General features: G+C 66.2%; 12 protein-coding genes. 8 read left to right on the top strand and 4 right to left on the bottom strand.

The genetic code is table 11. The features are described 5' to 3' along the window. Positions 1-8: 8 nt before the first annotated feature. Both ACVOMH_RS06530 and ACVOMH_RS06535 read left to right on the top strand, forming a co-directional pair. Positions 9-779: a hypothetical protein gene (locus ACVOMH_RS06530; protein ID WP_054658633.1), complete on the top strand. Its 771-nt coding sequence runs from the start codon at positions 9-11 to the stop codon at positions 777-779. Between the two features lie 62 nt (positions 780-841). After that, positions 842-2,140, top strand: coding sequence for a transporter (locus ACVOMH_RS06535; protein WP_481551423.1), 1,299 nt, complete (start codon positions 842-844; stop codon positions 2,138-2,140). Positions 2,141-2,149: 9 nt separating this feature from the next. Here ACVOMH_RS06535 and ACVOMH_RS06540 read toward each other — a convergent pair whose 3' ends face one another. From ACVOMH_RS06540 to ACVOMH_RS06550, 3 genes are all read right to left on the bottom strand, one after another. Next, complete coding sequence (locus tag ACVOMH_RS06540) at positions 2,150-3,493, bottom strand: sigma-54 interaction domain-containing protein (protein ID WP_481551424.1); 1,344 nt, start codon at positions 3,491-3,493, stop codon at positions 2,150-2,152. A gap of 191 nt (positions 3,494-3,684) precedes the next feature. Next, on the bottom strand, positions 3,685-4,431 hold the full coding sequence (locus ACVOMH_RS06545) for a C40 family peptidase (protein ID WP_083468449.1): 747 nt from the start codon (positions 4,429-4,431) through the stop codon (positions 3,685-3,687). Positions 4,432-4,537: 106 nt separating this feature from the next. Further along, complete coding sequence (locus tag ACVOMH_RS06550; protein WP_481551425.1) at positions 4,538-5,068, bottom strand: C40 family peptidase; 531 nt, start codon at positions 5,066-5,068, stop codon at positions 4,538-4,540. Between the two features lie 110 nt (positions 5,069-5,178). On the opposite strand from ACVOMH_RS06550, the gene ACVOMH_RS06555 reads away from it, so the two are divergent. The 6 genes from ACVOMH_RS06555 (at position 5,179) to ACVOMH_RS06580 (ending at position 10,842) form a co-directional block, all read left to right on the top strand. Next, complete coding sequence (locus tag ACVOMH_RS06555; protein ID WP_054660744.1) at positions 5,179-5,658, top strand: FKBP-type peptidyl-prolyl cis-trans isomerase; 480 nt, start codon at positions 5,179-5,181, stop codon at positions 5,656-5,658. A 192-nt stretch (positions 5,659-5,850) separates the two neighbouring features. Continuing rightward, a complete protein-coding gene (locus tag ACVOMH_RS06560) occupies positions 5,851-7,086 on the top strand; it encodes a DUF418 domain-containing protein (RefSeq protein WP_481551426.1) in 1,236 nt (411 codons plus the stop codon). 289 nt (positions 7,087-7,375) lie between these two features. Continuing rightward, entirely contained in the window at positions 7,376-8,728 is a 1,353-nt protein-coding gene (gene gorA / locus ACVOMH_RS06565) for a glutathione-disulfide reductase (protein ID WP_481551427.1), read from the top strand. 127 nt (positions 8,729-8,855) lie between these two features. Continuing rightward, positions 8,856-9,785, top strand: a complete 930-nt coding sequence (locus tag ACVOMH_RS06570; protein WP_054660279.1) for a DMT family transporter — start codon at positions 8,856-8,858, stop codon at positions 9,783-9,785. After that, on the top strand, positions 9,782-10,126 hold the full coding sequence (locus tag ACVOMH_RS06575; RefSeq protein ID WP_481523403.1) for an MGMT family protein: 345 nt from the start codon (positions 9,782-9,784) through the stop codon (positions 10,124-10,126). The genes ACVOMH_RS06570 and ACVOMH_RS06575 overlap by 4 nt, the downstream gene beginning before the upstream one ends. Positions 10,127-10,167: 41 nt before the next feature. Next, positions 10,168-10,842, top strand: coding sequence for a rhomboid family intramembrane serine protease (locus ACVOMH_RS06580; RefSeq protein ID WP_481523404.1), 675 nt, complete (start codon positions 10,168-10,170; stop codon positions 10,840-10,842). A 67-nt stretch (positions 10,843-10,909) separates the two neighbouring features. Here ACVOMH_RS06580 and ACVOMH_RS06585 read toward each other — a convergent pair whose 3' ends face one another. Continuing rightward, positions 10,910-12,916, bottom strand: a complete 2,007-nt coding sequence (locus ACVOMH_RS06585; protein WP_481551428.1) for a M13-type metalloendopeptidase — start codon at positions 12,914-12,916, stop codon at positions 10,910-10,912. Positions 12,917-12,990 lie beyond the last annotated feature (74 nt).

Here is a 12,990-nt window from a genome sequence, read left to right on the forward strand (position 1 = left end):
GTAGGTTCATGAAAATTTGCAATCCATGCTGTGTGGGCCTGGCGCTGATGCTTGCGACATCCGCCCATGCGGCTGAATCCAAAAGCGTTGCCGGCAAAGGCCTGCAGGAGGTTCCGGATGCGGAGCTGGGTCTGATGCGCGGCCGTTACACGGTTGGAGGCAATGCGGTGGCCTGGTTCGGCGTGACGATGATATCCACCTGGCAGACGCAGACCGGCCAGACGCTGCAAGGGGCGATGAGGCTGGGTATGGATTTCACCAAGGGCAACACTCCGAAAGTCAGCTTCACCCCCACGGTGAGCATCACCGATGCCAACGCACCGTTGCCGGATACCAGTGGTCGCAGTATCGATGCGAGCGGACTGCAGAATGTCGCCGGTTTGACCCAGAGCATACAGGTGGCCGGCGACGGCAACCGCGCCAGCAATGTCACCCACCTCAATGTCCGCAACGGCACCACCGCGCCGGATGGCTCGGGCGTGATCAATACCAGTGCGATCGCGCAGAACGGCAATGCGACCGCGCAGGTGCAGTTCGATGGCAATGCGGCCAAGTTGCTGCTGCAGGTCGACGGGCTGGGTGCGGTGGAGCAGTGGGTACGCAGCGGCAGTGTCGGCCAGACCATCCAGTTGATGGGGGATGGGCAACTGGCGGGCAACCGGCTGCAGATCGATCTGGTCAGAAGCGCGTTGGCCGACAACGTGCCGCTCACCCAGAACGTCGCGCAGGCCATCACGCTGGCCCGCGGTTTGAACGGCGCCGGTGCATTTGGCCCGTGATTCCACTTCCAGCGTGATCGACGCTGGCAACCGAAAACCTTTCCAGGCAAGGGAGTTCACCGATGAAACGACTGGCGATGGCGGCGCTGGTGGGGGGGCTTGCACTAAGCTCGACGGAGGCTGGCGCGCAGGACGCGCCCAAGGCCAGCAACGAGGCCGATCTGAAAGCCCTGATGGGTCAGCTTGAAGCACTGAAGGCCAGTTATGCCCAGGAGGTGCGCAGGCTGCGTGAGCTGGATATGCAGGTGCAGGCGATGCAGGCGCGGATCAGCGGCAAGGCGGGCGGCATGACGGCACCCGCGGCGCCAGCAACCGACGCTGCGCCGGTCGCCGGCGCTTCTGCACCGACCGAGGGGTATGCCAGTTCGGCGGCCGAAGCGCAGGCCGCCAAAGACGCGGCCCGGCGCAGTGTCAATGACGTCAAACAGCAGCAGTCGGCGTTGTTCAACCAGAAGCTGACGCTGGAAAACAGCCTCACCTACGCACGCTATGACCGCAAACAGCTGACCTTGAACGGCTTCCTCGCGCTGGATGCGATTTTCCTGGGCAATATCGCGATCGAGAATGTCGAGTCCGATTCGCTGACCTACAATTTCGCCGCGCGCTGGGGGGTCAATCCCAAGCTCACGCTGAATCTGGATGTGCCCTACATCGCGCGTAAAACCATCTACCAGAAGGGGGGGGCGGGCGGCTCGGCTGGAGCGATCGCGCAGGAAGAAACCCATGGCGATGGCATCGGCGACGTGACCGTCAGTGCCAATTACAAGCTGTTCCCGGAAGGCCGGCGGCGTCCGGAAACCGTATTGAGTGTGGGCGTCACCGCCCCCACCGGCCGTGAACCCTATGGCCTGGACTGGAAGGTGCTGGAGCGCGACGATGATGACTTCATCCGCTTCGCGGTACCTGCGCAGCAGCCTACCGGCAACGGTGTGTGGCAGGCCAACGTGGGTCTCTCGGCGGTGAAGACGGCTGATCCGGCGATCCTGTTTGGCAACATCGGCTACATCCACTCCTTCGAGCGCGGCTTTGACGACATCGACGGAAACCCCGATACGGTCAACCCGGGCGACGTGAAGCTGGGCGGCTCCTACTATTTCGGCGCCGGTGTCGCATTCGCCTTCAACGAACGTACCAGTCTGAGCATTTCCTTCAGTGATCGCATGAGCGCGCGTGCCTCGACGCGGTTCAAGGGCGGTCAATGGGTGAAAGTCATCGGCAGTGACGCCAACGCCGGAACCTTGAATCTGGGGGTCACCTACGCGCTCACCCCGCATGCGACGTTCGTCAGCATCCTGGGGATCGGCCTGACCCCGGATGCACCGGACTTCAGCCTGGCCTTCAAAGTCCCTTACATGTTGTAACCGCCGGCATCAGCGCATCGTTTCCAGCGGCAGCTGGTGTTTGCGGCACAGACGGTAGATGGTGACCCGCGAGACCTTCATCAGTCTCGCGCAGGCACTGACGTTGTAGCGGCTCTGCTCGAGGCAGGACAGCAGCGTGTCCCGTTCGGCCGCGGCGCGGGCCAGATCCAGTTGCGCTCCCTCCGCTTCGGCACCCGTGGCGGTGAGTTCCAGGTCGGCACAGCTGATCAGCTCGCCCTCGGCGGTGATCGCGGCACGCTGCACGCGGTTGAGCAGTTCGCGTACGTTGCCTGGCCAGCTGAAATGGGCCATCGCATGGCGGGCGGCAGCGGTGTAGCCGCGCGCACGGATCGGATGCCGCGCGCGGAAGGCTTTCAGGAAGTGTCCGGCGAGCAATTCGATATCGCCTTCGCGCTTTCGCAAGGGAGGGATGACCAGGCGCAGGACATTGAGGCGGTAGTACAGATCGCTGCGGAATTGGCCGCGCGCCACCGCCTGCTCCAGATCCACGTGGGTGGCCGCCAGGATACGGACGTCGACGTTGATGGGCTGGTTGCTGCCGACCCGCTCGATGGTGCCCTCCTGCAGCACCCGCAACAGACTGGTCTGGGCGTCCAGCGGCAGGTCGCCCACTTCATCGAGGAACACGGTACCGGTGTGTGCGGTTTCAAACAGCCCCTGACGGCGCGAGGTGGCACCGGTGAACGCGCCACGCTCGTGGCCGAACAGTTCCGATTGCACCAGCGTGGCGGGAATGGCGCCGCAATTGATCGCATTGAAGGGTCTATCGCTGCGTTCGGACAGACGGTGCAGCGCATGCGCGGCCACCTCTTTGCCGGTACCGGTTTCGCCGGTGATCAGCACCGGCAGGTTGACGGGCGCGAATTTGCGCAAGGTCGCGCGCATGGCCAGCATCGAGGTGCTTTCGCCCAGCAGGCTGTCCAGCACGTTTTCAGCACTCTGGGAGACGGGGCTGTTACCCAGGATCTGCAGGTGCTGGACCAGCTCCTTCAGGTCCGGTGGATGCGGGAAGTGCCGTTGGCAGGCGGCCAGCAACCGGGCGGTGCAAGGTTCGCTGCCGGGAATGCCGCCGGAAGTGATGGCCAACAGCGGCATGTGCCGGTGTTCGCTGGTGATCTTCTCGATGCGTTCCAGCTCTGACGCCGTTGTCTTGCGGAAATCGATCAGGCCGACAAGCGTGTCGCCGCCGCGCATGCCGATGTTCGCAGGTTGCTGGGGCAGTACCTCGCGGATCTGCCAGCCATCGGCAGCCAGTGCCATCCGTTCACGCATCCCCGGATGTCCGAACCAGATCACGCAGCGTTTTGGGGTAGAGACAGGTGTTGCAGCCATGCGTGGTCACCTTGCTTCTCAGGCCCACCTTATACCCCACCTGAAAACGGGCGCAATCACATTGCAGGCCTGAATAGGCGCGGTGAATTGCATGTCGCGCATTTATTTCTACCGGCCGCGCATTCACTTTTTTTGCAAAAAAAAAAGCCGCAGGGTGAACTGCGGCCTTCAGAAGATGCGGCTGGAACGGCTTACAGTTCGACGCGGCGTGCCTGCATGAACTTGCCGCTCCAGTAACCGGTGAGCAGCGAATCGGTCCGCACGTCCTTGCCGGTGCTGGGGGCGTGCAGAAAACGGCCTTCACCGACATAGATGCCGACGTGGTCGATCCGGCCCTTGCGGCCGAAGAACACCAAGTCGCCGGCAACCAGGGCGGCACGGTCCTTGATCATTTCCGAACTGGCTTGGCTGGCCATTTCACGTGACACGCGCGGCAGCTCGATGCCCAGCGCGGTGCGGAAGACATAGCCGACCAGTCCACTGCAATCGAAGCCGGCGTCCGGCGAGGTGCCACCCCAGCGGTAGGGCGTGCCCAGCAGGGTCATCGCGCGGCGCAGGATCGACTGGACCTTGCCGTCCTCGTCGCGGGCCAACGCGGCATCGGTGGCGGTGGCGACACTCTTGGAGGCGTCATAAGTGGAAAGCAGGCGGCTCAGGTCGCCGGCGAACATCGCCGAGCGGTCCATCAGCGGAATGGTGTCGTTGGCGGCCAGGTGGGGCAGCAGGGCCGCCAGTGTCGCCGTAGCCGCAGCATCGGCCTTGCTGCGCGGGGTTTCGTTCTTCGCGGCCGGCTTGGCGGCGGCGGGTTCTGCTTCGGCAGCGCTCTGGGCGAGGGCGGGAAGCGAGGTCAGGGCCAGTGCCGCGGCGCAAAACAGCCGGCGGAGCAGTGGATTCGAGTACTTGGGCTGGCTCGAGTAGGACGTGTTTTTATTCGTCACGCGGCAGTCACAGAAAAAATCGATGGGCGATCATGCCCTGCCTGAGGATGCTTTTGGTACAAATTCCGTTAAATTTTCGTTTTTTCTGTGTTGAATTTGTTCATATTCAGTGTAGAACCCGCTTTGCGCCGCTGTAGTGGTCCCGCCAGTAGGGGCCCTCCAGGGAGTCCAGCCGTACCGTGCCGCCGGTGCTGGGGGCATGCACGAACCGGCCTTCACCGACATAGATACCCACATGCCAGACGTTGCCGCGGTCGCCGAAGAACACCAGATCGCCATTGGCCAGTTGTCGCGGATCGATCTTCGGTCCCTGGATGGCGGCCAGTTCCCTGGACGTGCGCGGCAGGTTCAGTGCCAGCATGTCGCGATAGACATAGGTGACCAGGCCGCTGCAGTCGAAGCCCGATTCAGGCGTGTTGCCGCCGTAGCGGTAGGGCGTGCCGACCAGCCCCAGCGCCCGCATCAGTACCGCCGAGGTTGCCGCCGGATCGGCCGGGCGCACCGGGGAATAGCGGGATGCTGCCGGCGCCGCGTCCGGCCTGGGCGGGCTGTGGCCGCAGGCCGCCAGGGCGGTGATCGCAAGCAACAGCGCCGGCAGGCGCCACGTGTGAAAGCGGAAAACTGGCGTGATGTGCATGGAGCCTTGATAATGCGCCACCTCAGAAGGCCGTCATCATGGCGGCGCCCCCGGCGGCCGGCAAGGCCGTTCCAACACCTGCCTCGGGCAGCCAGCAGACAGAGTTAGGCATGAAGATCGAAAAAGACCGCGTTGTCCGTTTCCACTACACCGTCTCGGAAGTCGGCCAAGAGCCGATCGAGAGCTCCAAGGACCGTGATCCGCTGGCGATCCTGATCGGCCACGGCAACATCATTCCGGGCCTTGAAGCGGCGATGATGGACAAGGAAGCCGGCGAGAGCTTCGGCGTAGATGTGAAGTCGGCCGATGCCTACGGCGAGCGCCGCGAGGGCCTGACCCAGCGCGTGCCCAAGAAGCACTTCGGCAATACCCGTCTGGTGCCGGGTGCGCAGGTGATACTGCAGACCAACTTCGGTCCGCGTGCGGTCACCGTGCAGAAGGTCGGCCTGACCGTGGTCGACGTCGACCTGAACCACCCGATGGCCGGCAAGGACCTGCACTTCGACGTGGAGATCGTGGAAGTGCGCGAAGCGGCCGAGGAAGAAGTGCAGCACGGCCACGTGCATGGCGACGGTGGTCACCAGCACTGAGTGCAGCTGCCAGTGTCATGAGATAAGGAACGGCCCGCCAACGCGGGCCGTTTTCCTGTGTGACGGGGAGGCTGCCGCCGCAACTTTCCCGCCCGCGGTCACCGGCGCCGGGACGGCGCCTGGGCGTTCTCCGCGGTTGATACCGGTTTGACGTCCCCAGCTGTTGCCCGGGTCGCACGATGCCGCCCACGTATGCCAGAAGGAGTCCTGAGCTTGTCCGATCTCACCTACCACCCTGTTGCACCGAACGAACGTATCGGCACGCTGGATGTGCTGCGTGGCCTGGCGCTGTTTGGCATCCTGCTGATGAACATCGAGGCCTTCAGCGGGCCGATGGATCTGTCCTTCACCGGTATCGACCAGCACTGGCAGGGGATCGACCGCTGGGCCGATGGCTTCGTCTACCTCTTCGTGCAGGGCAAATTCTTCACCCTGTTCTCGCTGCTGTTCGGTGTGGGCTTTGCGGTGATGGCGCAACGCGCCGAGACGGCAGGACGCGACTTCGCCCGGTTCTACCTGCGCCGCAGCCTGGGGCTGCTGGTGATCGGCGTGCTGCATGCGGTGCTGCTGTGGTCTGGCGACATTCTGATCGCCTATGCGTTGCTGTCCTTCCTGCTGCTGGCGTTCCGGCAGGTGCCGGCGCGCTGGCTGCCGTTGTTGGGGGTTGCCAGCTATCTGGCCGCCGTGGCGTTGCTGCTGCTGATCGGGCTGGTGATGCAGTTCGTGCCCGATGACGCGAGGACGGCAATGACCGGCGAGGCACTGGCCAGCATCGAGCGCCAGCGCCAGGCCTATGCGCACGGCGGCTATCTGGACGCGCTGCGGCAGCGTCTGCGCGATATCGGGGTGGCGATGAGCGTGTTGATGCTGGTCGGGCCCCAGGTGCTGGGCATGTTCCTGATCGGCAGCTGGTTCGCGCGCAGCGGCGCGATCATCCGCCCGGACCAGCATGCCCGCCTGTGGGCAGGCCTGCGCTGGCTGGCGCTGCCGGCCGGGCTGGCGGTGATGCTGCTGAGCGTCTACACCCTGGACTATATCGCTCCGGGCCGGTTCGACCTGCGCGTCGGAATCGCCTCGGCGCTGACCGCGATCGCCGGGTTGCTGATGTGCCTGGGCTACCTGGGCTGGGGCGTGCGGCTGAGCGGGGCGTTGCACTGGCTGGCACCGGCCGGGCGCATGGCACTGAGCAACTACCTGCTGCAATCGCTGGTGTGCACGCTGGTGTTCTACGGCTACGGGCTGGGCTGGTTCGAGCAGACGGGTCGTGCCTGGCAGCTGCTGTTTGCTGTGCTGCTGTTCGGTGTGCAGGTCATCGTCAGCCACTGGTGGCTGCGGTACTTCCGCTTCGGGCCGGCGGAATGGCTGTGGCGTGCGTTCACCTATCTGCAGGTGCCGCCGCTGCGCCGGCCCCGCGACGTGGCGCAGTAGGTCGGCTGGCCCGTTGGTTCAAGCGGATGCGCTGATGACAACGGCGGCGCCAGCGGACTTGCCGCGACGTCGGTGTTGGTCGAGTTCGCGCCATCGGGATGCGTGCCGAATGCAGGTCGCGTTGATGGTGCCAGACACGCGCGTCGCGGCATGCTCACGCCTGGCTCGCGGCCGCTCATGGCATGCTCCGGAGCGGTGTGTGGAGTGGGAGCTGACAACCGATGACTGACCTGACGACTGGCCGCGTGCCCGTAATCGCCCTGATCTTCCCTCACGGCGGGGGCGTGCAATGAGCGCACGCGATTTCGATGTGGTGGTGATCGGGGGTGGCTCGGGCGGATTGGCCGCCGCGTTCCGCGCCGCGTCCCATGGCGCACGCGTGGCGATGCTCGAGCCGGGCGAGCTGGGCGGCACCTGCGTCAATGTCGGCTGCGTGCCGAAAAAAGCCATGTGGCTGGCGGCGGAGCTGGCTGAGCGCATTGCGCTGGCGTCGCGGCTGGGCTTCGACGTGCCGCAGAGACCGCGGGTGGACTGGCCCGAACTGGTGCGGCAGCGCCAGCAGTACATCGCCAATATCCACGCCAGCTACCAGCGCCGCCTGGACGAAACCGGTGTCACCCGCGTGCACCAGCGCGGACGGGTGATCGATGCGCACACGGTCGAATGTGCCGATGGCACCCGGCTGCGTACGCAGCACATCGTCATCGCCACCGGCGCCCAGCCGGTGCGCCCGCGTTTCCCCGGCGCGGAGCTGGGGGGGGTATCCGATGATTTCTTCGCACTGCGCCGGTGTCCGTCCCGAGTTGGAATCGTCGGTGGCGGCTATATCGCGGTGGAGCTGGCCGGCGTATTGCGCGCGCTGGGCGCCGAGGTGGTGATGCTGGTGCGCGGGCAGCGTCTGCTGGAACGCTTCGACGCCGAGCTGGCCGATCAGCTGATTGAGAACCTGCGCCTGCAGGGGGTGGAGCTGCACTTCGGCTGCCAGATCCAGCGGCTGGAGCAGTACGGTGGTCAGATCCGCGCCACCCTGGACAACGGCCCGGAGCAGGCGGTGTTCGAGCAGGTGATCTTCGCTACCGGGCGGGCGCCCAACACCCGGGATCTGGGGCTGGAGCAGGCCGGTGTGGTGCTGGGCGAGAAGGGCCAGGTGGTGGTGGACGCATTCCAGACCAGTGCGGTGCCGAGCATCCACGCGGTCGGCGATGTGGCCGGGCACGTGACCTTGACGCCCGTGGCGGTGGCCGCCGCGCGCCGCTTGATGGACCGCCTGTTCGGTGGCCAGCCGCAGGCGCGGCTGGACTACGACAACGTGCCCAGCGTGGTGTTCTCGCATCCGCCGTTGGGCAGCGTGGGTCTGAGCGAGGAGGAGGCGCGCAAGCGCTTTGACAGGGTGAGCACCTACCACAGCCGGTTCCGGCCGATGCTGCAGGCGCTGGGCGAGGGCGAGCTGCGCACCGTGTTCAAGATGGTCTGCGCGGGCGAAGAGGAGAAAGTTGTCGGCATCCACCTGCTGGGTGAGAGCGCCGACGAGATCCTGCAGGGCTTTGCGGTGGCGCTGAAGGCCGGCATCACCCGGGCGCAGATGAACGACACGGTGGCCATCCACCCGACCTCGGCCGAGGAAGTGGTGCTGATGCGCTGACCGCGGAGCGCTGGCCGGTTTCATGCCGCTGGACGAGGCCGGATAATGGGCCGCCCATCTCCCCCTGCGATGCTGTCGTCCCGTGACTCCTTCTTCCCCGCCCGTGACCGGATCGCCGGTTGCGGGCTTGCCATCTGCTTCCTCGCCGCTGCCAAGCAGTTCCCGTCGCGTGCTGGTCAGCGGCCTGCTGATGGCCGGCGCCGGCGCCATCATGGCCTCGGGCAAGGCGGTGATCGTCAAGCTGGCCTACCGGCATGGCGTGGATGCCACCGCATTGCTGGCGCTGCGCATGCTGGTGGCGTTTCCGTTCTTCCTGGCGATGGGGATCTGGGCCGCGCGCCGGGCGTCGCCGTTGGCGCGCGGTGATCTGTGGCGGGTGGCGGTGCTGGGTTTTACCGGTTACTACCTGTCCAGCTATCTGGATTTCCTGGGCCTGAAGTACATCACCGCGACGTTGGAGCGACTGATCCTGTACTTGAGTCCGACGCTGGTGGTGCTGATCGCGCTGGTGGTGCTCAAACAGCGGCCGACGCGGCGGCAGGTGGCGGCGCTGGCGGTGAGCTATCTGGGCGTGTTGCTGGCCTTCGGCCATGACATCCGGCTTGATGGGGCGCGCACCTTGCTCGGTTCGGCGCTGGTGTTCGCCAGTGCGCTGAGTTACGCCGTCTATCTGTTCGGCAGCGGCCAGGCGGTGGCGCGGATCGGCGCGGTACGGCTGACGGCCTATGCCAGTACGGTGGCCTGCGTGCTGTGCATCGGCCAGTACCTGCTGTTCCAGCCGGTGGCGGCGCTGTGGACGTATGCGCCGCCGGTGTATGGGCTGTCGCTGCTCAACGGCACCGTGTGCACGGTGCTGCCGGTGCTGGCGATCATGGTCGGGGTCAAGCGCATCGGGTCATCGCTGGCCGCGCAGGTGAGTATGCTGGGTCCGGTTTCCACCATTGTGCTGAGTGTATGGCTGCTCGACGAACCGATGGGCCCGTGGCAGAGCGCCGGCACCTTGCTGGTGTTGGGCGGGGTGCTGCTGGTGGGCAGCGGCGTGGCGAAGAAACAATGAGTGCAGGGCCGGCTCCGGCAGTGGGTCACGCACGGATCTACCAGGTGATCCGGCAGATTCCGCATGGGCAGGTGCTGGGCTATGGCGAGGTCGCGGCCAGGGCCGGCTTGCCGGGGCGGGCGCGGCTGGTTGCCCGTCTGCTGGGCATGAACGACGATCCGGCGCTGCCCTGGCACCGGGTGCTGCGCTCGGACGGCCGCATCGCGATGGCCGAAGGCTCGGCCGGCTGGCACGAACAGAGCCAGCGCCTGCGTGCCGAAGGCGTGGTGGTCGAGAACGGGCGGGTCAGACGGCCGCGGCCCGCGCGCGATCTGGATGCGGCGGTCTGGGGGCCGGGCTAGACGCTGCGGCTATCATGTCGGCAATTCCAATGGATGCCGACATGTTTTCCCGACTGCCTACCATTACCCGGGCGCTGCTGATCGCCAATGTGGTGCTGTTCCTCCTGCAGCAGCCGTTCCTGCTGGGGAACGACACCTTCGCTCCGTTCATGCTGTGGCCGCTCAGCGAGCACGGCTTTGATGCGTTCTCGCCGGGGCAGAACTTCCAGCCGTGGCAGCTGCTGACCTACGGCTTCCTGCACGGCAGCTTCGGCCATCTGTTCTTCAACATGCTCGCGCTTTTCATGTTCGGTGCGCCGCTGGAGCAGACCTGGGGCGAAAAGCGCTTCCTGACCTATTACCTGGTGACGGTGGCCGGTGCCGGTGTCTGCCAGCTGCTGGTGGCCGCGCTGATGGGCGAGGGCGCTCCGGTGCTGGGCGCCTCGGGCGGGGTGTTCGGGCTGCTGCTGGCATTCGGCATGCTGTTCCCGAACCAGCGGGTGATGCTGCTGTTCCCGCCGATTCCGATGAAGGCGCGGACCTTCGTGATCGTGTTCGGCGCCATGGAGCTGATGCTGGGCTTCACCGGCTGGCAGCCGGGCGTGGCCCACTTCGCGCATCTGGGCGGCATGCTGTTCGGCTGGCTGCTGATCCGCTACTGGCGCGGGCAGCCGCCGTTCAAGCCGCGCGGGGGCGGCGGCAGCGGGCGGCCGAACCACCTGCGGCGGGTGAAGTAGGTCCGATCGAGGGCAAAGAAAAAGGCGCGGATTCCGCGCCTTTTCCATGTCCCGTATCAGCCGGCGGTCAACGCCAGATCCTGATCTGCTCGGCGTCGGTGCGCTGCATCGGCTGGCCCGGCTTGCAGCTGAAGCTGGCGCCGAAGGCCGGCAGGTTCGACAGCGGCGCGTTGCTGCGCCAGCGGCCCGGCGCATGCACATCGCTGGCCAGACGCTGCACCGCCTCGTTGGGCGAGAGCTGCGCCGGCCACAGGCCCGCCCACGCCTTGAAGAAGGCCTGCCTGTCGGCCGGCTTGGCATCGGGCTGCGCGGCGCTGAAGGCTTCCCAGGCGATCTCCACCCCCGAGATGTCGGCCATGTTCTCGTCACGGGTCAGCTGGCCGTTGACCTTGGCATCCTTCACGCCCGGGAACGGATAGGCGCTGTACTGGGCGGCGACGCGGTTGCCGATCAGTGTCCAGGCGGTCTTGTCGGCCGGCGTCCACCAGCTGCGCAGCTCGCCCCGGGCATCGATCAGCGCGCCCTTGGCATCGACGGCACGGCTGATCTCGTGGGCCACCAGCGCACCGTAGGCGCCGAACTTCTCCGCGGTGCTGGCCTTGTCGACGAAGATCGGCCCCTGCAGCACGGCGGCGGTGACGATCAGGCGGTTCTGCGCCAGGTCGTAGTTGATCGCCGGCTGCTGCGGCAGCACGTCCCAGCGACGGTCGGCGTTGCCCTTACCGATACGCTTCATTTCCTGGCCGTGGCGCCAGGTCGAGGCGATCAGCATGTTGCCGCCGAAGCTGCCGCGGCCCATCGGCTGCACGGTGTAGTCCAGATCGCGCAGCGGGGTGCCGATCTCGATCTTCAGTGCGGCCAGCTTGGCTTCGGCTTCGGCCTTGGCTTCAGCGCTGAGCCAGGTGCTGCGCTTGACGGCGGCCAGCTGCGCCTCGCGGATCTGGTCGACCATCACCCCGGCCTGGCGGCGGGCATCGCGGCTGAGGTAGGTGGCGGCGTACTCGTGGCCGAGCATCGGGCCGGCGGCGACGTTGATGGCGTCCAGCACCGCATCGGCGCGTGCCGGGGCGATGGTCTGCCCACGCAGCACCCTGCCACGGAACTCGAACGAAGCGTCGCGGAAGCCCTTGGACAGGTAGGGGGCCATCGCATCGCCCACGCGCCAGCGCAGGTAGGCCTTCCACTGCGCGGCCGGCAGCCGCGCGACCATGCCGTTGAGCTGCTGGAACAGGGCCGGATCGGCCATCGACACCAGGTCGTCGTTGACGCCTTGCGCCTTGAGGAATGCGTCCAGCTGCAGGTTGCGGTAGCGGCCCAGGTCCTTGGTCGGGACCGGCGCGTAGTTGTTGAACGGGTTGTTGATGTCGGCTACCGGCTGCGCGCTGCGCGCCAGCTCGGTTTCCAGCGCGATGACCTGCGCCGACTCGGCGTCGAGCTGGTTGGCCGGGGTGCCGGTCAGCGCCAGGATCTGCTTCACATAGGCACGGTAGCGGCCCATCAGCGCGACGGTGTCGGCATCGGTGCGGGTGTAGAACGCCGGGTCCGGCAGACCCATGCCGCCCTGCATGAAGTAGCCGATGTGGCGGTCCAGCGCCTTCAGGTCCACGTCCGGGGCGAAGTTGAAGGCCACCGGAATACCGACCTGGTGCAGCGCGGCGATCGAGGCCGGCACATCCTTGGCCTTCTTGATGGCGTTGATGCGGGTCAGCAGCGGCGCGATCGGCTTGGAGCCGTCGGCTTCCACCGCCGCCTCATCCAGGCCGCTGGCCCAGAAGTCGCCCAGCAGCTTCTGCACGTTGCCCTGCGGGGCATTCATCGCGCGATCAAGCAGCTGGCGCTGCTGGAGACGGGTGTTGCCGGCCAGTTGGCCCAGCGCGGTGACCGCGCCGGTCTGCGGCACCGGATTGGCCTTGAGCCAGTCGGCGTTGGCCACTTCGTAGAAATCGGTACAGGCGGCACTGGCCGCCGGGGCCCGGGCGGGAGCTTTCTTGCGGGCGGCCTCGGCATCGGAGCTGGACAGCACGGTGACCAGGCTCAAGGCCAGGGCAAGCGAAAGCGGGCGAACGTTGGGCATGTGATGCATATCCGCGGAAGGACAAAGTGGGCGGAGTTTAGCAAGCCGTGGCAAGGCCGAGGGAGCGCCATCGC

The sequence above is a fragment of the Stenotrophomonas sp. STEN013 genome, from assembly GCF_056760355.1.

What these genes read in the sequence shown, in the direction of transcription:
- ACVOMH_RS06530 (WP_054658633.1), top strand. Translation starts at nt 9, where the DNA reads ATGAAAATTTGCAATCCATGCTGTGTGGGCCTGGCGCTGATGCTTGCG.
- ACVOMH_RS06540 (WP_481551424.1), bottom strand. Translation starts at nt 3,493, where the DNA reads ATGGCTGCAACACCTGTCTCTACCCCAAAACGCTGCGTGATCTGGTTC.
- ACVOMH_RS06535 (WP_481551423.1), top strand. Translation starts at nt 842, where the DNA reads ATGAAACGACTGGCGATGGCGGCGCTGGTGGGGGGGCTTGCACTAAGC.
- ACVOMH_RS06580 (WP_481523404.1), top strand. Translation starts at nt 10,168, where the DNA reads ATGTTTTCCCGACTGCCTACCATTACCCGGGCGCTGCTGATCGCCAAT.
- ACVOMH_RS06550 (WP_481551425.1), bottom strand. Translation starts at nt 5,068, where the DNA reads ATGCACATCACGCCAGTTTTCCGCTTTCACACGTGGCGCCTGCCGGCG.
- ACVOMH_RS06555 (WP_054660744.1), top strand. Translation starts at nt 5,179, where the DNA reads ATGAAGATCGAAAAAGACCGCGTTGTCCGTTTCCACTACACCGTCTCG.
- ACVOMH_RS06575 (WP_481523403.1), top strand. Translation starts at nt 9,782, where the DNA reads ATGAGTGCAGGGCCGGCTCCGGCAGTGGGTCACGCACGGATCTACCAG.
- gorA (WP_481551427.1), top strand. Translation starts at nt 7,376, where the DNA reads ATGAGCGCACGCGATTTCGATGTGGTGGTGATCGGGGGTGGCTCGGGC.
- ACVOMH_RS06585 (WP_481551428.1), bottom strand. Translation starts at nt 12,916, where the DNA reads ATGCCCAACGTTCGCCCGCTTTCGCTTGCCCTGGCCTTGAGCCTGGTC.
- ACVOMH_RS06560 (WP_481551426.1), top strand. Translation starts at nt 5,851, where the DNA reads ATGCCAGAAGGAGTCCTGAGCTTGTCCGATCTCACCTACCACCCTGTT.